This window comes from Collinsella sp. OM06-18AC (assembly GCF_003438785.1).
GTDB lineage: Bacteria > Actinomycetota > Coriobacteriia > Coriobacteriales > Coriobacteriaceae > Collinsella.
Genome location: NZ_QSTX01000004.1, coordinates 1 through 22,318, shown reverse-complemented (window position 1 = coordinate 22,318; position 22,318 = coordinate 1). Strand labels below are relative to the sequence as shown.

19 protein-coding genes and 1 tRNA gene are annotated in these 22,318 nt (G+C 59.4%); 13 read left to right on the top strand and 7 right to left on the bottom strand.

Going from position 1 to position 22,318, the window contains the following annotated elements:
* The first annotated feature begins 130 nt into the window (after positions 1-130).
* The 3 genes from DXB86_RS03490 (at position 131) to DXB86_RS03480 (ending at position 4,563) form a co-directional block, all read left to right on the top strand.
* Positions 131-1,462, top strand: coding sequence for a 6-phospho-alpha-glucosidase (locus tag DXB86_RS03490; RefSeq protein ID WP_117736158.1), 1,332 nt, complete (start codon positions 131-133; stop codon positions 1,460-1,462).
* Between the two features lie 68 nt (positions 1,463-1,530).
* Positions 1,531-3,000: a PTS transporter subunit EIIC gene (locus tag DXB86_RS03485; RefSeq protein WP_117736157.1), complete on the top strand. Its 1,470-nt coding sequence runs from the start codon at positions 1,531-1,533 to the stop codon at positions 2,998-3,000.
* Between the two features lie 192 nt (positions 3,001-3,192).
* Positions 3,193-4,563 carry a serine hydrolase gene (locus tag DXB86_RS03480; protein WP_158555271.1) on the top strand — a complete coding sequence of 457 codons (1,371 nt, stop codon included), beginning with the start codon at positions 3,193-3,195 and terminating at the stop codon, positions 4,561-4,563.
* Positions 4,564-4,809: 246 nt separating this feature from the next.
* Here DXB86_RS03480 and DXB86_RS03475 read toward each other — a convergent pair.
* The 4 genes from DXB86_RS03475 to DXB86_RS03455 all read right to left on the bottom strand — a co-directional run bounded on the left by DXB86_RS03475 (position 4,810) and on the right by DXB86_RS03455 (position 9,527).
* Positions 4,810-4,886 (bottom strand) — tRNA-Glu (locus DXB86_RS03475).
* 298 nt (positions 4,887-5,184) lie between these two features.
* The gene (locus DXB86_RS10040; protein ID WP_199410977.1) at positions 5,185-7,362 is read right to left on the bottom strand and encodes a MurT ligase domain-containing protein; all 2,178 of its coding nucleotides are present in this window, start codon (positions 7,360-7,362) and stop codon (positions 5,185-5,187) included.
* Positions 7,363-7,407: 45 nt separating this feature from the next.
* Positions 7,408-8,451, bottom strand: coding sequence for a hypothetical protein (locus DXB86_RS03460; protein ID WP_117640112.1), 1,044 nt, complete (start codon positions 8,449-8,451; stop codon positions 7,408-7,410).
* Positions 8,451-9,527, bottom strand: a complete 1,077-nt coding sequence (locus DXB86_RS03455) for a hypothetical protein (protein ID WP_117736155.1) — start codon at positions 9,525-9,527, stop codon at positions 8,451-8,453. The genes DXB86_RS03460 and DXB86_RS03455 overlap by 1 nt, the downstream gene beginning before the upstream one ends.
* A gap of 500 nt (positions 9,528-10,027) precedes the next feature.
* Between DXB86_RS03455 and DXB86_RS03450 the strand changes: the two genes are divergently transcribed.
* The 6 genes from DXB86_RS03450 (at position 10,028) to DXB86_RS03425 (ending at position 16,607) form a co-directional block, all read left to right on the top strand.
* Positions 10,028-11,251 (top strand): iron-containing alcohol dehydrogenase, encoded by a 1,224-nt coding sequence (locus DXB86_RS03450; protein WP_117583326.1) that lies wholly within the window; start codon positions 10,028-10,030, stop codon positions 11,249-11,251.
* Between the two features lie 83 nt (positions 11,252-11,334).
* Entirely contained in the window at positions 11,335-12,435 is a 1,101-nt protein-coding gene (locus DXB86_RS03445; protein WP_117563611.1) for a glycerol dehydrogenase, read from the top strand.
* Between the two features lie 113 nt (positions 12,436-12,548).
* A complete protein-coding gene (locus DXB86_RS03440; RefSeq protein WP_117736154.1) occupies positions 12,549-13,616 on the top strand; it encodes a glycerol dehydrogenase in 1,068 nt (355 codons plus the stop codon).
* A 151-nt stretch (positions 13,617-13,767) separates the two neighbouring features.
* Entirely contained in the window at positions 13,768-15,021 is a 1,254-nt protein-coding gene (locus tag DXB86_RS03435) for a 4Fe-4S binding protein (RefSeq protein WP_117736153.1), read from the top strand.
* Positions 15,022-15,135: 114 nt separating this feature from the next.
* Entirely contained in the window at positions 15,136-16,212 is a 1,077-nt protein-coding gene (gene ychF, locus DXB86_RS03430; protein ID WP_089572784.1) for a redox-regulated ATPase YchF, read from the top strand.
* An 11-nt stretch (positions 16,213-16,223) separates the two neighbouring features.
* A complete protein-coding gene (locus tag DXB86_RS03425; RefSeq protein ID WP_089572786.1) occupies positions 16,224-16,607 on the top strand; it encodes a DUF1648 domain-containing protein in 384 nt (127 codons plus the stop codon).
* 9 nt (positions 16,608-16,616) lie between these two features.
* Here the strand turns inward: DXB86_RS03425 and DXB86_RS03420 are convergent, their stop codons facing one another.
* Positions 16,617-17,006 carry a hypothetical protein gene (locus tag DXB86_RS03420; RefSeq protein ID WP_117736152.1) on the bottom strand — a complete coding sequence of 130 codons (390 nt, stop codon included), beginning with the start codon at positions 17,004-17,006 and terminating at the stop codon, positions 16,617-16,619.
* A 76-nt stretch (positions 17,007-17,082) separates the two neighbouring features.
* Here DXB86_RS03420 and DXB86_RS10185 point away from each other — a divergent pair, with 76 nt between their 5' ends.
* Entirely contained in the window at positions 17,083-17,301 is a 219-nt protein-coding gene (locus tag DXB86_RS10185) for a helix-turn-helix domain-containing protein (RefSeq protein ID WP_035136926.1), read from the top strand.
* A gap of 22 nt (positions 17,302-17,323) precedes the next feature.
* On the opposite strand, the gene DXB86_RS03410 is transcribed toward DXB86_RS10185, so the two are convergent.
* Positions 17,324-18,337 carry an asparaginase gene (locus DXB86_RS03410; RefSeq protein ID WP_055309953.1) on the bottom strand — a complete coding sequence of 338 codons (1,014 nt, stop codon included), beginning with the start codon at positions 18,335-18,337 and terminating at the stop codon, positions 17,324-17,326.
* 267 nt (positions 18,338-18,604) lie between these two features.
* Between DXB86_RS03410 and guaA the strand changes: the two genes are divergently transcribed.
* Positions 18,605-20,203: a glutamine-hydrolyzing GMP synthase gene (gene guaA, locus DXB86_RS03405; RefSeq protein WP_117736151.1), complete on the top strand. Its 1,599-nt coding sequence runs from the start codon at positions 18,605-18,607 to the stop codon at positions 20,201-20,203.
* Between the two features lie 617 nt (positions 20,204-20,820).
* Here guaA and DXB86_RS03400 read toward each other — a convergent pair.
* A complete protein-coding gene (locus tag DXB86_RS03400) occupies positions 20,821-21,267 on the bottom strand; it encodes a helix-turn-helix domain-containing protein (RefSeq protein WP_233502603.1) in 447 nt (148 codons plus the stop codon).
* Between the two features lie 107 nt (positions 21,268-21,374).
* Here DXB86_RS03400 and DXB86_RS03395 point away from each other — a divergent pair, with 107 nt between their 5' ends.
* Both DXB86_RS03395 and DXB86_RS03390 read left to right on the top strand, forming a co-directional pair.
* Positions 21,375-21,578, top strand: a complete 204-nt coding sequence (locus tag DXB86_RS03395; protein WP_042433219.1) for a hypothetical protein — start codon at positions 21,375-21,377, stop codon at positions 21,576-21,578.
* Position 21,579: 1 nt separating this feature from the next.
* A complete protein-coding gene (locus DXB86_RS03390; RefSeq protein WP_117736150.1) occupies positions 21,580-22,278 on the top strand; it encodes a site-specific integrase in 699 nt (232 codons plus the stop codon).
* Positions 22,279-22,318: the final 40 nt, after the last annotated feature.

Below are 22,318 nucleotides of genomic sequence, written 5' to 3'. Positions count from 1 at the left end.
GACACTTAAAGTTGCCGCTTACCGCCATAAATCAACCGTTCGCCTGTGTGCTTAACATGTCTAGACATATAGCAAATCACTGAGGATATAATTCAAGTCGTCAAGTACATGTCTAGACAGGAGGATTGCAATGGCAAAACAGAGCTATGCGGTTACTATCGCGGGAGGCGGAAGCACTTATACGCCGGGCGTTGTTCTGACACTTCTCGCGAAGCGCGATGTGTTCCCCATCAATAGGATTACGCTCTATGACAACGATGCCGAGCGTCAGGGGACAATTGCCAAGGCATGTGCCATCTACATCAAGGAGAATGCTCCAGAGGTAACCTTCAGCTATACGACCGACCCTGTGGAGGCCTTCACAGGCATCGACTTTGTACTTGCCCAGATTCGCGTTGGCAAGTACGCTATGCGCGATAAGGACGAGAAGATCCCCCTGCGCTATGGCGTTCTTGGCCAAGAGACCTGCGGTCCTGGTGGCATTGCTTACGGGCTGCGCTCCATCGGCGGCGTACTCGAGATCCTTGACTACATGGAGAAATACAGTCCTGACGCATGGATGCTCAACTACTCCAACCCCGCGGCGATCGTTGCCGAGGCGACACGCCGTCTTCGCCCGGATTCAAAGATCATCAACATCTGCGACATGCCAATAGCACTGATGGATATCATGGCTCAGATGTGTGGTCTCAAGGACCACAACGACCTCGTCGTCGGCTACTACGGCCTCAACCACTTTGGCTGGTGGACAAAGATTCACGACCGTGCTGGCAATGACCTTATGCCCACTATCAAGGCCCAAATGGCTAAAAACGGTTATGCCGGCGAGGATTCCGGCCTTGAATTCGTCGATGCATCTTGGGACCAGACGTTCCGTAAGGCTAAGGATGTTTACGCGCTCGATCCGAATACCATCCCGAACACCTACCTCAAGTACTATCTCTTCCCGGACTATGTGGTTGAGCACACCGACCCCAACCACACCCGCACCGACGAGGTCCGTGAGGGTCGCGAGAAACGCGTCTTCGGCACCGCCCGCCAGATTATCGAAAAGGGCACGTCTGAGGGTTTCGGCCTTAAGCCGGATACCCACGCTGAGTACATTGTCGATCTCGCTCGCGCTTTGGCAGAGAACACCCGTGAACGTTTCTCGCTGATTGTTCCCAACGACGGGGCTGTGTCCAATTTTGACCCAACGGCTATGGTCGAGATCCCCTGCATCGTCGGCAGCGACGGCTACGAGAAAATTTGCCAAGGTGAGATTCCGCAATTCCAGAAAGGACTTATGGAGGAACAGGTCTCGGTCGAAAAGCTTGCAGTGTCTGCTTGGGTCGACCATTCCTATCAGGAGCTTTGGCAGGCGCTGACGCTTTCGAAGACGGTCCCCTCTGCCTCCGTTGCAAAGAAGATCCTTGACGATCTCATTGAGGCGAATAAGGAGTTCTGGCCTGAACTTCACTAGTATCGGAAATCAATTTAGCGAATGATGGCGGGCGGCCGACCTTGGACAGGTCGCATGGGAGGAAAACCATGAGCGAAAGCAAAGAGCTTGCAAATCGCAAGCTCGGCGAGGACGTAGTTGGCCTCGTCGGCGGTAAGGAAAACATCCTGAGCATCTCGCACTGCATGACGCGTCTACGTTTCAAGCTGCGAGACGATGCGAAGGCCGATACTAAGGCAATTGAATCTCATAAAGGTGTCATTCAAGTAATCAACGCGAATGGCCAGTATCAGGTTGTTGTCGGCATCAATGTGATTGAGGATGTTTACGATGCCGCGGTTGCCGCTTCTGGTGTCGAGGGGCTGGGCGAGGTTAATCTTGATGGTGAGCCCGTCAAGAAAGGAAACCTTGTTAGTGCCCTTATCGATACTATTTCAGGCGTAATCCAGCCGATTCTTGCGGTGCTGTGTGCCGCTGGTATGATCAAGGGTGTTTTGAGTATTCTCGTCGCCCTCGGATGGATTACGGCGACAGACGGCTTGTACCAGATTCTATATGCGGCTGGTGACGGCTTCTTCTACTTCCTGCCGGTTATCCTTGGCTATACCGCGGCAAAGAAGTTTGGCTGTAGTGAGTTCGTTGGCATGACGCTCGGTATCGCACTTACGTATCCGGCGATGGTCAACATCACATCTGGCGATGTTTTGGGAACGGTGCTTGCCGGCACTCCCTTTGCCATGAACTACTACACGACTTTCCTCGGCATACCCGTCATCATGCCGTCTTCGGGTTATACGAGCTCTGTCATTCCGATTATCATCTCTGTTTGGTTCGCGGCAAAGCTGGAGAAGTGGTGTCGCAAGCATTTCTCTGAGTATGTAAAGTTCTTCTTTGTGCCTACGTGCGTGCTCGTTGTGATGGTCCCCGCTACCTATTTGATTATTGGCCCGATTGCCACCCTGATCACGAACCTCATGAGCCTGCTGTTTAACTCCCTCTACAGCTTGCCTGTCATCGGCGGCGCGCTCGGCGGCATCGTGCTTACTGCCATTTGGCAGCCTATGGTCATCTTCGGCTTCCACTGGAGTGTCATTGCTCTCATGCTGGTGAACATTGCCTCCCAGGGCTGGGATATTGTCATGGCGCCGTACATGGTTTGCTCGTACGCTCAGTCCCTTGCCGTCCTTGCCATTCTTCTGAAGACTAAGGACGTAAAGCTCAAGCAGCTTGCATGGCCGGCGTTCATCTCGGGCTTCTTCTTCGGCATCACCGAACCCTGCATCTACGGCGTGACCCTTCCGCGCAAGAAGCCTTTTATCATGAGCTGCATCGCCTCTGTGCCCGGCGGCCTAATCATCGGCGCTCTTGGCACCAAGATGTTCGCCTTCACCGGCGGCGGTTTCTGCGCCTTCCCGGGCTTCATTGATCCGTCCGGTGCAATGGGCGCGAACTACCTGATTTACGTAATCATAGCCATCGTGGTTTCCAGCGTGATTTCGTTCCTGCTTACATATGCGACGTACAAGGAGGACGTGCCGGCGGTAGAGGCTGCAAAGTAGCCAAAGAAGTGGAGCCGCGGAACAAGTATTTCCCCGCATGCCAGCAATCTGACAAGGTCGTCCTTGGATAAGCGCCGAGGGCGACCTTGTCTTATGCTGGTTTCGTTTGAGAGGCAGTGGTTGAGAGTGTCTAATATTATCTTTGACAATAGGATGGGTGAGGCGTGCCTTGCGGCGTGGAGGTCCGCGGGCGTGGAAGTCCGCTCGGTCGTGGTCCGACAAGATGGTGAAGTCGTCTTTGAGCATGCGGCTGCGCCGTTCGCCCTCGAACACGTTCATCCGCTCTATTCTGTGACTAAGTCCTTTACCTCGGTCGCTGTCGGGATGTTGGTGAATGAAGGACGGCTGTCGCTGGCCGATCGCTGGATTTCATACTTCCCGGAATATGAAGGCGAGATCGCGGATGAGCGCTTTCGCAATGTGACGGTTCGCAATTTGCTGACTATGACGATGGGGCAGGAGAGTGACCTTTCGTATATTGGCGCGGGAGACGACTGGGCACATGAGGTTCTTCATCGTGAGTTTGACTGGAAGCCGGGCGAGGTCTTTCACTACGATTCGCTGTGTTCACATTTATTGAGCATGCTCGTGCAACGCGTAAGTGGAACGAAAGAATCCGATTATCTCGCCGAACGTTTGTTTACGCCGTTAGGCATTAGAAATTGGTGGTGGGAAGAGGATCAAGCTGGTCATACGACCGGAGGTTTTGGTCTTCACCTTTCGACACCGGATTTGGCTAAGTTTGGTCAATGTTTGCTGGATGGTGGCAAGTGGCGTGGGGAACAGATCATTCCTGCGGAATGGGTTGCCGAGGCGACGAAGATTCAGATGGAAACGAGCCCCTTTTATCCGTCTGAGGCAACTGAAGACAGCAATGGCTATGGATACCAGTTCTGGATGTGCCGGCGTGGCGGGTTCAGATGTTCTGGCCTTTTTGGGCAGCTGTGCTACATGCGGCCCACAGATGGCCTTGTCATCGCCTGCTCGAGTTCCACGACAGGAAGTAAGGCGCTGCTTGATCCGCTGTATGAGGTATTGTTCAAAGAGTCTAGTGTTCGGGAAACGCTGGCTTCCGAACGTGACTTCGATAGCATTCCCGTGCCAGTTGGGTTGGCTTCTGGCGGACGTTTGAGTTCATTACGCCTCGAGGGCATTCATCGTTGCATTTTCGGGGTTTTTGAAGAGATCGATATTCGATTCCATGAGAATGAGCTGGATTTGTCTCTGTTGCGCGATGGTCGTGAGTACGGCGTGAGGGCCGGCTACGAGTCTTGGGTTTGCAAATCGGGCGATGGGGCCGGAGTCGGAGACCTCTTTCCCTTCGTGACTCATGAAGCTGAGAGGGACGATGCCCCCGCATGGGATGTTCGCAAGTTGTTTGCAGCGTATGCCTGGACTTCGCCAACAAGTTTACAAATCGAGACCAGGGAACTGGACTACACACGGCGCTGTTTTATCGATGTGCAGATCGGAGGTATTTATGCTGTGTGTAGGGTGCGAGTTGAGGGAATGTGCTGTTTCCCGGCACCCTCGGAACTCACAGCGATTTTGAAGTTGGGATAATTGTTCAAGACGTGCGATTGATAAGAAAGCTTGCCAACATCACGGCTAATGGAGACGGAGCTGTCTCCGGGCAATGTTTTTCGATACGGACGTTTCAGATATCGTATTGCTAGGGACTAACTCAATCACTTGTTGGGGTCGAAGCGTAAATGCGTCTCCTCGGCTCCGCACCCTGTTGGGTTCGAATCCCAGCGCATGGCAGCAAAAAGCCCGCTACCGAATTGGTAACGGGCTTCTCAGGTTCTGTGGTGCCCCCAGCGGGATTCGAACCCGCGATATCCACCTTGAAAGGGTGGCGTCCTTGGCCGCTAGACGATGGGGACAGCGGGAAAGAGTATAGCAGACTTTTTTGCCAGCGCGTATATCGTTGGCAAACTGGAAAACTACCACACAGGAGCAGGCTTCTATTCCGATTTTCAAATATCTCAATCTGTAACATCTGGGCGGGCAAATCGGCTCTATCTGTTACAGATCGAGACAGACGGCGGGTGTCAGGACGAACATCTCGATCTGTAACGGTACGACGACTTTTAACGGTCTAAATGTTACTGATCGAGACAAACTACCGTGGCTGGTCAAAACCACCACAAAGGTGCCTGTCCCCTTTGTGGTGGTGAGGTGCTAGGGGAGGAGCTTCATCGCGGCGTCGTGGGCGGCGCGCTCGTAGGTGTCGTCGAGGGGCCTGAGCGGCAGCAGGGCGGCGGCCCGTGCGTCGCCGCGGCGCTCGAGGGCGTGGGCGATCAGCCAATCGGCGAGCTCGGGGTTCTTGGGCAGTGCCGGTCCATGCAGGTACGTGCCGATGACGCCCTTGTAGATGAGGCCCTCAAAGCCATCGTCGCCGTTGTTGCCGGTACCCGTGACGACGGACGTTCCGAGCGGCGTGGCCTCTGCATCGAGCAGGGTGCGGCCGCCGTGGTTCTCGAATCCCACAAAGGGCTCGGGTGCCAGGTCGGTTTTGACGGCGACGTTGCCGATCAGGCGATCGGAGCCTCGCACGGTTTCGGCGGCAACGACGCCCAGGCCCTCGATGCGATTCTCGCCCATATAGTACGAACGGCCGAGCAGCTGATAGCTGCCGCAGATAGCGAGCAGCGAGCCGCCATCCTCAACATAGGCCGCGACCTTGTCTTTTTGAGCGAGCAGCTCGTGTGCCACAGCCAACTGGTCGCGGTCGGAGCCACCGCCCATCATAACGATGTCGGCGTCGGTCAGGTCGAGCGTCTCGCCCATGTGGACTTCGTCCACACGCACGGGAATGCCGCGCCAGGCGCAGCGGCGCTCGAGGGCGATAACGTTGCCGCCGTCGGCGTAGAGGTTGAGCGCATCGGGATACAGGTAGACGATGCGCAACGGGCGCGAAAGCTCGACCGGCGCAATATCGGTGGGGACAGCGCTACCATCGGCGCGCGTTACGGCGTGGGAGACAATCGAGCTTGCATCGTCGTCTTTAAGCCCGTCGAGCTCCTTGACTAACGGCGGGAAGGCCGTGTAGTTGGCGACGGCGTAGAAGGTGTCATCGGCGGCCTCGTCTGCCACGGCGCCGATCGCCTGCGCGACGTCCGAGATAATCGCGGCATCGATGCCGGCGTACTTGAGGCGTACCTGCATGTCGTGCGCACGCGTGCCTCCGGCAAAGGCGACAAGACCCGGCGTGTCGGCGATGCGCTCGAAGTCGACATCGTAGATCCACGAGACATCGTGGCCGTCGGCATCGTTATCGTTTAGGAAGAAGGCGCAGAGCCTGCCACCTGCCGTTTTAATGGACTGGATCTGGCGATCGAAGCCCACGGGATTCTTGGCCAGGTTGGCCTCGACGGTGCGGCCGGCAATATCCCAGCGGCCCATGCGTCCGCCGGCGGGCACGTAGGCATTAAGCGTGGGCTGCAGGTGCGCCGCGTCCACGCCCAGCTCGTGCGCCGCAAAGAAGGCGGCGGCGACGTTATAGACCATGTACAGGCCGTTGTAGCGCGTGGCGATGTGCACGGCGGGCGCGTTGACCTCGGGTCCAAAGGCCAGGTCAAAGCCGTAGCCGTCGCAGCCGAGCTCAACGCCCGTCACGCGGCGGAGCAGCGCGGGGCGACCCCAGCCGCACGAAGGGCAATGATAGGCGCCCAGCTGTCCGTACTGCACATAGTCGTATTCCAGCGGGGCGTTGCACTGCGAGCAAAAACGCGAGTCGCTAATGCGGTCGGACTCGGTGCCCGTGGCGCCGTCGATGCCAAAGGCGATGCTCGTGTTGGGGACGCGCGCGGCGATCGAGGCGCACAGCGGATCGTCGGCGTTGTAGATGAGCGTTGTCGTCGGAGAGAGCTCCAACGCATGGGCGATGACGTCTTGGGTATGGTCGATCTCGCCGTAGCGGTCTAGCTGGTCGCGGAACAGGTTGAGCAGCACAAAGTACGTCGGTTTGAGCTTGGGCAGGACGCGCACCGTGTAGAGCTCGTCGCACTCAAAAACGCCCACGCGCTTGCCGCTGCTGGTGTGCTTAAGGCCGCCGCGGGCCTCGAGCAGAGCACCCACCACACCAGGCTCCATATTGTTGCCGGCACGGTTGCACACCACGGTAGCGCCGCTGGCAGCAACGGCGTCAGCGATGAGGTTGGAGGTGGTGGTCTTGCCATTAGTACCGGTGATCACCACGCTGCGGTCGACCAGGCTCGCGAGGTCGCTTAGCAGCTCGGGGTCGATCTTCATGGCGATGCGGCCGGGAAGCACGCCACCCTGGCGTTTGAGGACAGAGCGCAGTCCCCAGCGGGCGATATCGCTCGAGGTGCAGGCGAGAGATGAGCGGAGGTTCATGAAGCCGTTCCTAACATAGATGACATGGTCGGGGCGATCGCGTCGCTAAAAGCCGTAGCGGCGCGCAAATTCCTGGGCGAGCTGCGATACATCTTCGCAGGCGTTGGCCCAGGGGGCAAAGTCTGGGGTGTCCGAGATAATGCCGTCGGCTTCCCAAACCGCCTGGTGCGAGAGGTCCCAGGGGTCGCGCGGCTCGGGTCGGCAGGGAAGATACGGCGTCTGGTACATGGGGTTCAGCAAGAAGAACGCGCCACCCTCGCAACGGTTGGCGAACTCACGCAGCGCGCGCGTCGCCGGGCGCATCTTGTTTGTTTTGAACAGCAAGATCGTGCGGGCGAGCAGGTACCAAGGAGAGTTTTCGAGTGCGTCTGCCCCCATCTGTTCCTCGAGCTGATGCGCCAGGGCAAAAAAGCCGTCCTGGTCTTCCAAGCGGGCGAGAGCAAGCAATACGGTGCCGGCGGCCCGGGTGGGATAGCCCTCCGCCTTAAGGACACGGCGAGAATAGTTGGCGGCGGCGCGGTAACGAGCGCTCGCCATGCACAGCTGCGAGATGGCCTCGAGTGTGTGAAGCCACCCGATAAGGGCCGGCTCGCTCACGGTAAGGTCCGCTGCGGTGACACCGTCGGCCAAAACATTATTGGCCCAGTAGTGCGGGGCCTCCATATCAAACCCGGGCACGCTCTGTTGCAGGTAGTCGGCCGTGCTCGTCTCGAGCTTCATCAGGTCGCCCAGGCAGGCGTCGACGGGCGTGTCCGCCAAAATGATGGCGAGCAGCTGGGCATCGACGGCCAGCGCATCGACGCGGACGATCTTGAGCAGCTCGTCGCGCATGTCGTCGAACAGGCGGTTGCGCGTCTGCTCAAACTCCTCGTCGCTGCCCATGTCCTCGATGCGATGGAGCTCGTCGAGCAGGTGGCGATGAACGCCGGCATAGGACAGCAGTGCCTGGGCATGCTCGGCCTGCGCATACTTTTGAGGATTCGCGCTCATGTCGTTATGGACAAGCTCGCGTGCTGCATCGGTGAGCTCGGGGTGCGACGCCAGATAGGTGCGCTCCAGGTAGGCGGGGATGTAGACGCTCGGATCCATTAGAGGTCCCCTCCCTTAAATGGAAGCCCCTGCTCGGCCGCGCGCAGGATGCGCTCGTCGATCTGGGAACGCACGATGTCGTTGGTGGCGATCCAGGCGGCAAAGCTGGCGTTGTCGGGGGCGCCCAGGCCCTCCTGCAGTACCGGCGTCGCCTCGGACAGCGCAAGGACAAGCTCGTCGGTGGAGCCTGCACCCACGTTGACGCGGGCATAGACGCCATCGGGAAACTCGGTTTGGAAGTAGAGCGCCTCGGCTGCGTGCGGACACGAGCGCGCAAGGATGCGCAAGTAGTGCTCGGCGCCCTCGTAGTCCAGCTCGCGCCAAGCAGCGCTCATCAGCGCGATGAGCGTCCATGGGTCCAAGTCACGCTCCGCATCTTTGGGGCGGCGGCGCAGCGGGGTATTCGCGAGGTACGGCACGGAGTGAGCGGAGCGAAAGCGCTTGAGCTCCTCGGCGGGGTATTCGAGTTTTGCCATGGCGAGCATCGCGGTGTGGCGGACACCAGCGGGGTCGTTGGGCGCAAAGTCCAAGCTGCGATTTGCGGCTTCGAGCGACATGCGATAGCGGCCGCTAATGAGGGCGCGCGATGCCAAGGCGGCAAGCCAGCGCAGGTAGGGGCGGCGCATAAGGTCGCCAGCGGCCTCGCGCTCGTAGGGGTCCTGAGCCGAGGCGATCTTGAGCGCCAGGTCATGCTCGACTTCATCGCACTTGGACACCAGGTACTGTACGTATTCCTCGTTGGATTCGGCGGTGAGCGCCGTCAGCATGCGCTGGGCATCCCAGTTGGTCGGATCGAGCGCGGCGGCCTCGCGAAGCATGTTCTCGGCAGCGGCCTCTTCCTGCTCGGCTTGGGCATCGTCGGGGATAAAGGGAATGCGGTAGTCGACAGCCTCGACCACCTTGGCAATCAGATGTCCGGCGCGGTCGCGATCATGCACGATGAGCGGCGCGGGGTTGCGGGTGAATTGTTCCATCAGACGCTCTACGGCGGTGCCATCGGTGAGCGGGATATTGTCGCGGCGCAAGGCCTCAAGAACGAGGCGATGGCAATCCTCTTGAATGGGATCGAATGCCATGGGGCCTCCTTTGCTGCGGTTAGGGTTCAAATGTCTCTATATAAGATTCTAGTTTACCCGCATGTGGCACACCGGGGGTGTCGCACTTGGACTTGCACCTTTGCACCACGAAGACGGATGTCGCACAAATGTCGGCACCTTGGACGACCGAGTGGTATCACGGTGCCGCAAACGGTCGATTTTCGGCGGCGAACGGTGCATATTTTGGAGGGGCACCGTCCTGCCCGGGATATGTGGTCAACCTTGATAAAACGTTTGCCCAGCTTGGGGGTATGGATGCTGCACAAGGGTCTTCAGGGATAGAAAAAACGTTTCATCATTGGTAACTTTGGATGAATAACTGACCAACCAGAACGGTAAAATAATGTTTGTCTGAGCGTTGAGACGTTTAGACATCGCGCATTGTCATCGCCGGCAACGCGCAAAACGGTCCTAACGGAGCCAATTGGGTGCTCCGTTATATACACAAGTCTAAGAGGGGCTTGTTTAGGAGGCACAGTATGGGACGTTTTACCAATCCTCGCGATCTGTACTTTGGTGAGGGCGCTCGCCACGAGGTGAAGAACCTCAAGGGCAAGAAGGCCATCATCGTTTCTGGCGGCAGCTCTATGCGCCGTGGCGGGTTCTTGCAGGACGTTGAGGCCGACCTTAAGGAAGGCGGTTTCGAGGTCAAGCTGTTCGAGGGCGTCGAGTCCGATCCGTCCATCGAGACGGTCATGAAGGGCGCCGAGGCCATGCGCGAGTTCGAGCCCGACTGGATTATCGCCATCGGCGGCGGCTCGCCCATCGATGCCGCTAAGGCCATGTGGGTCTTCTACGAGTATCCCGAGGAGTCCTTCGATAACATCATCCAGCCGTTCAGCTTCCCCGAGCTGCGTCAGAAGGCTCATTTCTGCGCCATCTCCTCTACCTCCGGCACCGCTACCGAGGTCACCGCGTTCTCCGTCATTACCGACTACGCCAAGGGCATCAAGTACCCGCTGGCCGACTTCAACATCACCCCTGATGTCGCCATCGTCGACCCCGAGCTCACCTACACCATGCCCGCCAAGCTGTGCGCCCACACCGGCATGGATGCTCTGACCCACTGCATGGAGGCCTACGTTTCCACCTGCGCCTCTATGTTCACCGACGCCAACGCCCTGCACGGCATCCGCGAGATCGTCGAGTGGCTGCCCAAGTCCTATGCTGGCGACCATGAGGCCCGTCAGCACATGCACGAGGCTCAGTGCATCGCCGGTATCGCCTTCTCCTCGGGCCTGCTCGGCATCGTTCACTCCATGGCTCACAAGACCGGTGCTGCCTTCGAGAACGGCCACATCATCCACGGTGCCGCTAACGCCATGTACCTGGGCAAGGTAATCCAGTGGAACTCCAAGGACCCGCGTGCTGCTGAGCGTTACGCTTACGTGGCCAAGGAGATCCTGCACCTTCCCGGCGAGACCAACGAGGAGCTCATCGCTGCGCTCGTCCAGAAGATTCGCGATCTCAACGACCAGCTCAACATTCCGCAGTCCATCAAGGATTACGCGAATGGTGGCGTGAAGGTCGACGCCGAGAACCCGCAGATGGTTTCCGAGGAGGAGTTCCTCGCCAAGCTGCCCGAGATCGCTGCGAACGCCGAGACCGACGCCTGCACGCCCGAGAACCCGCGTGAGACCAAGGCTGCCGACTTCGAGAAGATCCTCAAGGCCTGCTACTACGACACCGACATCGATTTCTAATCGACTCTTGTTATCGTAACGAGGGGCTCCGCACGTATCTGTACGGAGCCCCTTTCTTTTTTCTTTTAGAGAATGGGATAGTTATGGCTGCAATTTTCAATAGCCCCAGCAAGTACATCCAGGGTCCGGACGAGCTCGCCAAGCTCGGCTCCTATGTCGAGCCGCTCGGCGCTAAGGCCCTCGTCATCGTGACGCCTTCGGGCAAGAAGCGCGTCGGTGCCAAGATCGAGGGCGGTTTTGCCGAGGCTAAGGCCGAGCTGCTGTTTGAGGACTTTAACGGCGAGTGCTCCAAGGGTGAGGTCGATCGCCTGGTCGCGCTCGCTCGCGACAACGGTTGCGACATCATCGTCGGCGTCGGTGGCGGCAAGATCCTCGACACCGCGAAGGCCGTCGCCTATTACCTGGAGTCCCCGGTTATCATTTGCCCCACCATTGCTTCGACCGATGCCCCGTGTTCGGCGCTTTCGGTGCTCTACACCGACGATGGCCAGTTCGATAAATATCTCTTCCTTAAGGCAAACCCCAACATTGTCCTGATGGATACGACGGTTATCGCGGCGAGCCCGGTGCGCCTGACGGTTTCCGGTATGGGCGATGCGCTCGCAACCTACTTTGAGGCCCAGGCGACGCATGATGCCGACGGTGGCACCTGCGCTGGCGGCAAGGGCGGCATGGCCGGTCTGGCGCTCGCCAAGCTCTGCTACGAGACGCTTATGGCCGATGGCGTCAAGGCCAAGGTCGCGCTGGAGAAGGGTGCGCTCACGCCTGCAGTCGAGCATATCATCGAGGCCAATACGCTGCTTTCGGGCATTGGCTTTGAGAGCTCGGGCCTTGCTGCTGCTCATGCCATCCACAATGGCCTGACGATGCTGCCCGAGTGCCACGGCATGTATCACGGCGAGAAGGTCGCCTTTGGCACCATCGTTCAGCTGGTACTCGAGGATGCTCCGACTGAGAAACTCGAGGAAGTCTTGGGCTTCTGCATTGAGCTGGGCCTGCCGGTCACGATGAAGGAACTTGGCGTTGCCGAGCTTACGCGCGAACAGGCCATGATTGTTGCCGAGGCCGCCTGCGCGCCCGATGACACCATGTGCAATATGCCGTTTGAGGTGACGCCCGAGATGGTCGCAAACGCCATCCTGGGTGCCGACGCGCTGGGCCACTACTACCTTATGGATGAGTAAACTAAGCTAAGGAAGGGGCAAAGCCAACAGATGGCTTTGCCCCTTTTTGCTATGGTGCAAAGGGGTCAGGTTACTTTGCACCAATCGGTGTTTGATGAAGGGCGGATTCTCGTATGGCGCTTCCTATGGTTTATGGCGGTCCCGGCCGGTATGTTCAGGGGCCGGGCGAACTTTCGCGTCAGGGCAGGTATTTGTCATGGTTGGGCTGCGCTGCCTATGTCTTGTTTGACCAGGGCACCGAGGATCGGCTGTGCAGGCAGATCGTCGATGGATTTCTGGATGAAGATCTAAGCGAGCCGTTCTTTAAGATTTATAACGGTCCGTGTACGGAAGGGGCCGTTGTCGGAATGGCTCAGGAAGCCCAGGCCGAGTATTGCGACATGGTGGTGGGCATTGGCGGCGGCAAGATGCTCGATATCGCCAAGGCCGTTGCGTTTTATGCTGAGCTGCCGTTGTGTGTATGCCCCACGGCGGCCTCAATGGATGGTCCGTGCAGCGCGATTTCGGTGTTGTATCACGAGGATGGGTCGTTCGACCGCTACCTGATGCTCGAGAAGAATCCAGACCTGGTCGTGGTCGATACCAACGTGGTCGCGGCGGCCCCACTGCGTATGACGGTCGCTGGTATGGGCGATGCGCTGGCAACGTACTTCGAGGCGCGTTCGTGCGCCGCGGCGCACGGCGCCAACGAGCACGGTGGCGCGCCGGGGCACTTGGCACTGGTCGCGGCACGTGCCTGCTACGACACGCTCATGGAGTGCGGTGTCGCTGCCAAGCGTGACCTCAAGAAGGGTCGAATAACGCCGGCGGTTGAGCGCCTGATCGAGTGCAATATTCTGCTTTCGGGTGTCGGCTTTGAGAGCGGTGGTTTGGCGTTGGCTCATGCCATCGCCAACGGTCTGACGATTCTGCCCGAGTGCAAGGCCATGCACGGCGAGGCCGTGGCGTTTGGTCTGGTGGTCCAGCTTCGTCTGGAGCGTGCGCCCGAGCTTGAACAGGTGCTCGAGTTTTGTCAGCGCGTCGGTCTGCCGACGACGCTCGAGGAGCTGGGCCTTGGCGAGATTTCCGATGCCGACCTGATGAGCGTTGCGGATGCGGCCTTTAGAAACGAACGCAATATGGCCAACGAGCAGGCCAAGGTGACCAAGCAAAAGCTCGTCGAGCTCATGCGCGAGGCATAGCTTGGCGCTTGATCGACCTTGTGCAATCGGGGCGGCGATAGGCCATAGGCTATTTGCCGCAAAGGTGCTCCGCGTGTAATTTGCCCGAGGCACGGGCCGATAGCGTATTATTATCTCTTGCTTGTTTGCACTGCTCAGGGAGGGGCCGCGCATGGCGCAGGAACACGATCTGTTTGATGACATTATCGAGATCAGCAAGGGTTTCGACTTTCTTAAAAACCCGCTTGGCGGCGTGACCGACGCGCTCGATCCGTCGGCGCCGCAGTGGAATCCTGCCGACTACAAGGAGCGTCCGCGCGGCAACACGATTCCGTGTCTGACCTGCAAAAACGAAAAGAGCGGCTGCACCGCGTGCATGGACGTGTGCCCGGTCAACGCCATCGAGGTCGAGGAAGACGCCATCGAGATCCTCGATACCTGCCGCAAGTGCGGCCTGTGCGCCGCCGCCTGTCCGACTGAGGCGATTATTTCGCCGCGTCTGGCGCCCAAAAACCTTTACGACGACATTGTCTCGGCGGCTACAAGTCACGAGACCGCCTACGTTACCTGCACGCGCGCCCTTAAGCGCATGCCGCGCGAGAACGAGGTCGTCGTTGCCTGCGTGGGCGATATTACAGCCGAGACCTGGTTCTCGGTGCTGGCCGACTATCCCAACGTGAGTGTGTATCTGCCGCTGGGCGTGTGCGATAAATGCCGCAACACCGGCGGCGAGGACATGCTGGGCGAGGCGATTGCGAAGGCCGAGGAATGGGCTGGTACGGGTATGGGCCTGGAGGTCGACCCCAAGAGCCTCAAATGCCATAAGCGCCGCGAGTACGAGCGCAAGGAATACATGGAAAAGATCGCCCGCACCACGGGCCTGACGGTGACCAAGCTCAACCCGGCGACGGCGGCACTGGCTTCGGTGACGCAGAAGCTCAAAGCCCATCGCCATCAGATCACCCAGCTGGAGCGCACGCTCAACACCATGTGCGGCACCACGACGGCCAAGCGTCGCCGTTCGCTCACCCATGGGCGCCAGCTGGTACTCTCGACGCTGCAAAACCACCCCGAGCTTGCCCAGAACATGCAGGTGAGCACGCCGGAGTGCGATTTTGACAAGTGCACGTCGTGCGGCGAGTGCGTTAACGCGTGCCCCACGTCCGCCTGCGATTTGGTGGGAAGCGGTCGCTTTGCACTGGAGTCCACGTATTGTTTGGGTTGCGGAGCCTGCGTCAAGGTTTGTCCCGAACATGCGCTCAAGCTGGTCGAACACGATGCGTCCAATCTGGTCGTCGTCGATCCCGAGGCCGAGGAAAAGGCCGCCCAGAAGGCGAAGGCTCACGAGGAGGCCGAGAAGGTCAAGGCCGAGGCAAAGGCCAAGCTCGATAAGATGCTCGATCAGGTGGAAAAGCTCGCAGACTAGTCAGCGACCCCTATCTCTGCTTCATTTGCGCCGCCGTGGCGTCCGGGTTCGCCTGGATGCTGCGGCGGCGCTATACTTATGCAGTTTGAAGTACCTGTATCAAAAGGAGCTGTCGTGTCCCTTTCCATCGGTATCGTGGGCCTGCCCAACGTGGGCAAGTCGACGCTGTTCACCGCGCTTACCAAAAAGACCGGCCTTGCCGCCAACTACCCGTTCGCCACGATCGACCCCAACGTGGGTATCGTCGATGTGCCCGATAGCCGCCTGCAAAAGCTCGCCGACATCGTCAACCCGGGTCGCATTGTGCCGGCTACGGTCGAGTTCGTCGACATCGCAGGTCTGGTGAAGGGCGCTAACGAGGGCGAGGGTCTGGGCAACCAGTTCTTGGCAAACATCCGCGAGACCGACGCCATCTGCGAGGTCGTGCGCTACTTTAAGGACCCCAACGTCATGCGTGAGGTGGGCCGCACCGGCGAGTTCGTCGATCCCGCCGGCGATGCCGACACCATCATGACCGAGCTTATCCTGGCCGACATGGGCACGCTCGAGAAGCAGCTGCCCAAGCTCGAGAAGGAGGCCAAGCGCGACAAGGAGCTCATGCCCAAGTTTGAGGTCGCCAAGCGTCTGCTTGCCTGGCTCAACGAGGGCAAGCGCGCCGCATCCATGGAGATGACTGACGAGGAGCGCGCCGCCGCCAAGGGCCTGTTCCTGCTCACCATGAAGCCCATCCTGTATGTGGCCAACGTGGACGAGGATATGCTCAACGAGGACCTGGCGCCCATCGATGGCGTCAAGCCGCTGCCGATCTGCGCCAAGATTGAGGCCGAGCTTTCCGAGCTCGATCCCGAGGACGCTGCCGACTACCTGGAGAGCCTGGGCCTGGAGCAGCCCGGCCTGGACGTGCTCGCGCAGGCCGCCTACAAGCTGCTTGGCCTGCAGTCGTTCTTTACGGCTGGTGAGATGGAGGTCAAGGCCTGGACGGTTCGTCAGGGCGCAACCGCTCCGCAGGCCGCCGGCGTCATCCACACCGACTTTGAGCGCGGCTTTATTAAGGCCGAGGTCATTGGCTACGACGATTACATCGAGCTCGGTGGCGAGCAGGGCGCCAAGGCCGCCGGCAAGCTGCGTATCGAGGGCAAAGAGTATGTCATGGCCGATGGCGACGTCGTGCACTTCCGCTTTAACGTGTAAGGACGACGCATATGTTTAAATATGGCAAAAAAGCTGGCTACATGGGTATTGCGTTGCTCGTACTTGCGGTGATTCCGCTGGTGGTCGCAGCGTGTGTTATCCCCAACATTGGTCCCGAGGTGGCAACGAAGTTTAACGCGGCCGGTGAGGTGACGCGCTGGGGCAAGAGCTACGAGCTGCTGGCACTGCCGGTGCTCAACCTGCTGCTGAGCGTGGCGACGTACTTTACGGCAGGACGCCAGGCTAAAAACAATGATGACTCCGCCGCCATGGCGCGCATCGTGTGCGAGCGCTACCTGCGAAACGGCTGCATCACGGGCGTGTTCCTCAACGTAATCAACGTCTACTTTATGTATTCGGCGATAACCGGCACGGGCTTTGGCTTTGGTTTCTAGCTTGTCCTTTTAGGCAACGAGCCTGCACGCATATTCAATGGCTGCTGCGAGGCCGCCGCTCGATCGTGGTTTAAAGACCATGTCGGCGGCGGCCTCGTTTTCGTATCCGGCGCCGCGAAGGGCGAGCGCGATACCGGCTTCTAAAAGGAGCGGCAGGCCGCGTTGGCTGGTTGCGATTACGGCAGCCTGATTGAGCGAGCAGCTGTGCGCTTGGCATTGGATGGCAAGTTCGCCTTGCGCCGGGCAAGGGACCAGAACGGCGGCGACGCGACTTGATAGTAATGCAAATGCTGTGCGCTCATCGGGCGAAAGGCATTCGGCTTCAACGACGACGAGCTTGGGCGGTGCGCTGTTTGTGCGAAGCGTGGCTCGGTACATGCGGACCGAAGAACCCGACATAGAAAACTCCTGTGTATTCGGCAAAACGTAAACTATAGTTTACGTTTTTGTTCAGCTCCATTTCAAACTCGGCTGCATGGACGAACGTGCGAAACAGATTCTTGGCAGGCGGGTCGAAGAGACACGCAGGGACCTTGGTATCTCCAAGGTTGATTTTTGTGTGGCGACAGGAATCAGCCGACCCTACCTCGACCGAATCGAAGATGGGACGGCAAATTTCACGCTCAAGGTTCTATTTAAGATCGCGCCCGCACTCGGCATGACGGTGTCAGAGCTTCTCGAGGGGATCGAATAGGGGATACCCGTCGACAACTGAATTACGCCATCGGGATGCGGTCGTGGTTGACTTGGCTGTAGAACAGGCGCTGGATCTCGGCGGCATCGCGTGACTGGCCGAGTGCCCACATGGTTTTGGCCACGAGTGTCTCGGTGGTCATATCATCGCCGCGCAAAATACCCGGATGGTCGGCGTAAGCACGGCCGACCTCATAAACACCCAGATCGAGGCCCTCTTCGGGGACCTGTGTGGTCATAACGACGGTGCGGCCCGAATCGACCCAGCGGAAAATTGCCTCTTGGAACGATTCGCCCGATTCACCAAACTCGGGGATACCGCCAATGCCAAAGGTCTCCAGAATCACGGCGTCGTAGCTATCGGCAAGGGCGTCGAGGATGCCCGGGTTTACGCCGGGCGTAAGCTTGAGTACAAATACGCGCGGGTCGATGCTGTCGTAGAAGCGCACCGGGTTTTCGCCCTGATGCGTGCCGTGAAGCCCGTTGCGCACGATGCGGTCGTTGCGGATATAGGCGATGGGCGGATAGTTGACGCTAATGAACGCGTTAAAGCTCATAGTGCGCTGTTTGCGGGCGCGCGTGCCGGCAATGGCGACGCCGCCAAACACGATCGAGACGTCGTGCGAATGCTCGTCGAGCGCATAGAGCAGGCTCTGGTACAGGTTGAGCTTGGCATCGGTAAAGGGATTGCCCATGGGCTTTTGCGAGCCGGTGAGTACGATGGGCTTGGGGCTGTCCTGAATCAGATAGGAAAGCGCCGCCGCTGTGTAGCTCATGGTGTCCGTGCCGTGCAGGATCACAAAGCCGTCGTGGTCGGCATAGCCTTCGACGATGACGTCGCGGATACGCATCCAGTCACTGGGGCGCATATTGGTGCTGTCGATGTTCATGGGCTGCACCACGTCGAGCTCGCAGAGGCCCGAGATCTCGGGGACGCTCTGGGCGAGCTCCTCACCGGTCAGGGCGGGGGAGAGGCCGTTGCCGTCCTCGGTCGATGCGATGGTGCCGCCCGTGGCGATGAGAAGGATGCGCTTCATGCTGGTATTCCTATCGTATTTGCCGCCGCAAAGGCGGAGTCGTTCGGCAGTATTGTGGCACAGGGTGTCCAATGTTCAAACGTATTACATCATCTGTAACGTTTGGTAACACTTCAATCGCCGTCAAATAGGGCCCCGGTCGTGCGTTTGCCGTGCGCTGATGGCTGCGAGGGACGAGAAACCCCATATAACGTGTACACTATGAAAGTTATTTTCGTTCATTCACGCGGGTGGGCACCGGCTCCCCGCCAACAAGAGGGGGAAACCATGGATCAAAAGGCTTCCGCAAAGGTCCTCGTACTCGACTTTGGTGCGCAGTACGGTCAGCTCATTGCCCGTCGCGTCCGCGACCTCAACGTGTATTCCGAGATCGTTCCCTGCGACATCTCGGCCGATGAGATTCGCGAGATGAACGCCTCCGCGCTCATCCTTTCTGGCGGCCCGGCCTCCGTGTACGCCGAGGACGCTCCGTCCATCGATCCCGCCATCTTCGACCTTGGCCTTCCCGTCCTTGGCTTTTGCTACGGCCATCAGATCACGGCCGTGACGCTCGGCGGCAAGGTCGGCCATTCCGAGGTGGGCGAGTACGGCCGCGCCACCATCACGCGCACGGCCGGCGCCAAGCTCTTTAACTCCACGCCTATGGAGCAGACCGTGTGGATGAGCCATCGCGACGCCGTTTCCGAGGTGCCCGAGGGCTTTACCGTTACCGCCAGCACCGACGTGTGCCCGGTTGCCGCCATGGAGTGCGTCGAGCGCAAGATTTTCACCACGCAGTTCCACCCCGAGGTCAAGCACTCCGAGTACGGTCAGCAGCTGCTGAGCAACTTCCTGTTTGAGATCTGCGGCCTGGAGCCCAACTGGAGCATGGACAACCTGGTCGAGACCATGACGGCAGACTTCCGCGAGAAGGTCGGCGACGACCGCGTGATCCTGGCCCTGTCCGGCGGCGTCGACTCCTCTGTCGTGGCCGCTCTGGGCGCTCGCGCCGTAGGCAAGCAGATGACCTGTGTGTTCATCAACCACGGCCTGCTGCGTAAGGGCGAGCCCGAGCAGGTGGAGGAGGTCTTCACCAAGCAGTTCGATGTCGACTTTATCCACGTCCACGCCGAGGACCGTTATGCCGAGCTTCTGGCCGGCGTGACCGAGCCCGAGGAGAAGCGCCGCATCATCGGCACGCAGTTCTGGAAAGAGTTCTTCGCGGTTGCTCAGCAGCTCGAGACCGATGGCAAGCCGGTCAAGTACCTGGCTCAGGGCACCATCTACCCCGACATCATCGAGTCTGGCGCTCGCAAGACGGGCGGCAAGACGGCCACCATCAAGAGCCACCACAACCTGATCCCGTTCCCCGAGGGCGTGCACTTCGACCTCATTGAGCCGCTTGATCACTTCTTTAAGGACGAGGTCCGCGCGCTTGGTCTGGCACTGGGCCTGCCGGGTCGCATCGTGTTCCGCCAGCCTTTCCCGGGCCCGGGTCTGGCCATCCGCATCATCGGTGCGGTCGACAAGGAGAAGCTCGAGATCCTCAAGAACGCCGACGCTATCGTGCGCGAGGAGCTCGATGTCTACAACCAGCGTCTGTTTGAGCAGACCGGCGAGCGCAACTCCGAGCACAGCTGCTGGCAGTATTTCGCGGTCCTGCCCGACATTAAGTCCGTTGGCGTTATGGGCGACGAGCGCACCTATCAGCGCCCGATCATCCTGCGCGCCGTCGAGTCCAGCGATGCCATGACCGCCGACTGGGCCAAGCTGCCCTACGACGTGCTGGCCCGCATTTCCGGCCGCATCGTTGCCGAGGTCCCCGGCGCCAACCGTGTGTGCTACGACATCACGTCCAAGCCGCCCGCGACGATTGAGTGGGAGTAGGCTGACAGGGTTCTGACCTGCATTTTTGAGTGCCGTACTGTGCTGCTGAGTTTCGTTTCGTACGAGAGTCACGGCAAAGCCACCAGCGACAATGGTGAGTAAATCCGATAATCAAGCCTCCGTTCCCGCGTTGGGACGGAGGCTTTTTCTTTGCCTTTTTACTACCTTTCACCTGCGATTTCGCTATTTACTCCCCGTATTTCAAGACGGCAAAGTACGGGGCGGCATTCGGAGGAATGGGAGTAAGGATTCATCCCGAGTGAGTAGACGCGCTGTTTTTGTCCCCGAAGGCGAAACGGGACCGTTTCGGGGCCCGCGAAACTCAAATCGAACTCAATGGGCATTTTTGCGCTCTCCGTACGGCGTTTCCCCAGGTGGTTAATGGGGAGTAAAGAATCTCGCCACCTCAATGAAAACGGGAGTAATCAGGGGAAATGCCGCGGCGTACCGCCGCGTGCCGCCGTGTAAGCCACCGCGTCATTTACTCCCCAGACGCGTCGAGAATGCCTTTGCATGCAATGGGGAGTAAAAACTCAACATGCGCGGGCGCGAGCGGCGCTCGCCGCCTAGCCTGGCGTCCTGATTCGGTTGCGCTGGTTGCGAAATGCGGAGAGCCGCTACAGCGAGGCTTTCCAGTCCTCGTATTCGTCGGCGTCGATCTTGCCGTTTTCGAGCTGCGCGCGCTTCTCTGCCCACAGTTCGATCGCCATCGCGGCTTTGGGCGCGTGCGGCGCCTTGGGGTTCAGGGAGAGGCCCGTGCCGTCGGCTGCGGGCACGATGCCGAAGGAGTCCTCGAGCCGCACGAGCAGCGACATGAGGTCGCCCGCGGTCTCGACGCCGTAATCCTTGAGGGCGTTGACGGACACGCCGAGCGCCGCGGAGATGGACTCGAGCAGCTCGGGCTTCACGGCGCGGATGCCGCTCTCGTAGTGGCGCACGGCCCCCTCGGTCAGGCCGACCGCCTCGGCGAGCTGCGCCTGCGTCATGCCGCGCGACTTGCGGTACCGCCTTATGTTCTCGCCTACGGACATGAGCCCTCCTCCTGGAATTACGTACCAGCACATCTTATCAGCGTACGCAAATGTACGCAATTCTATTGACAGTACAGATATGTACGTTTACTCTGAATCTATGAACCGTACGTATCCGTACGCCATTGATTGGAGGAGCCATGGACGAGAAGGTGGCGAAGACGCCGAGGCCGCACATGCTGGACGCCGACGAGGTCGCGGAGCTGCTGAGGATCAAGAAAGGCAGCGCCTACGAGGTGATCAGGAGGATAAACGCCGAGCAGGAGGCGCGCGGGCGCGTGGTCATCCGCGGGCGCGTTCGAAGCGACGTCTTCGACGCCCTGTACTTCCCGGAGGTGGACTGACATGCCCGTGTACAAGGACGACGGCAACGGCACGTTCTACGTGCAGTGCTACTACCGCGACGCCCGCGGCTCGAAGCGCCACAAGACGAAGCGCGGCTTCTCCTCCGAGGTGGAGGCCGCAGTGTGGGAGAGCCAGTTCAAGAGCCTTAACGGCGGGGCCATGGACATGACGTTCTCCGAGTTCGTCGAGGTGTACGCCTCCGAGGTGAAGCCGCGCATACGCGAGCACACGTGGATCACCAAGGAGTACATCATCAACGACAAGCTCGTGCCGTTCTTCGGGGACATGCGCATGTGCGACGTGAGGCCGATCGACGTCATCAGGTGGCAAAACGAGCTCACCGAGCACCGGGACGCCGACGGGAAGCCCTGGGCGCCGACGTACCTGCGCACAGTGAACAACCAGCTCAACGCCATCTTCAACCACGCCGAGCGCTACTACGGCCTCAGCGACAACCCGGTGCGCAGGGTCGACAAGATAGGCTCGAAGAAGGGCGGCGAGATGCAGTTCTGGACCAAGGACGAGTACCTGAGGTTCAGCGAGGCCGTCATGGACAAGCCTCTCTCGTTCCACGCCTTCGAGCTGCTTTACTGGACGGGCATACGCTGCGGCGAGCTCCTGGCGCTCACGCCGTCCGACTTCATGCTGGAGAGCTCGCGGCTGCGCATCAACAAGTCGTACCAGAGCCTCAACTGTTAGCGTCAATATATTTTTCACCATTTTCACCAACGTATTTTCG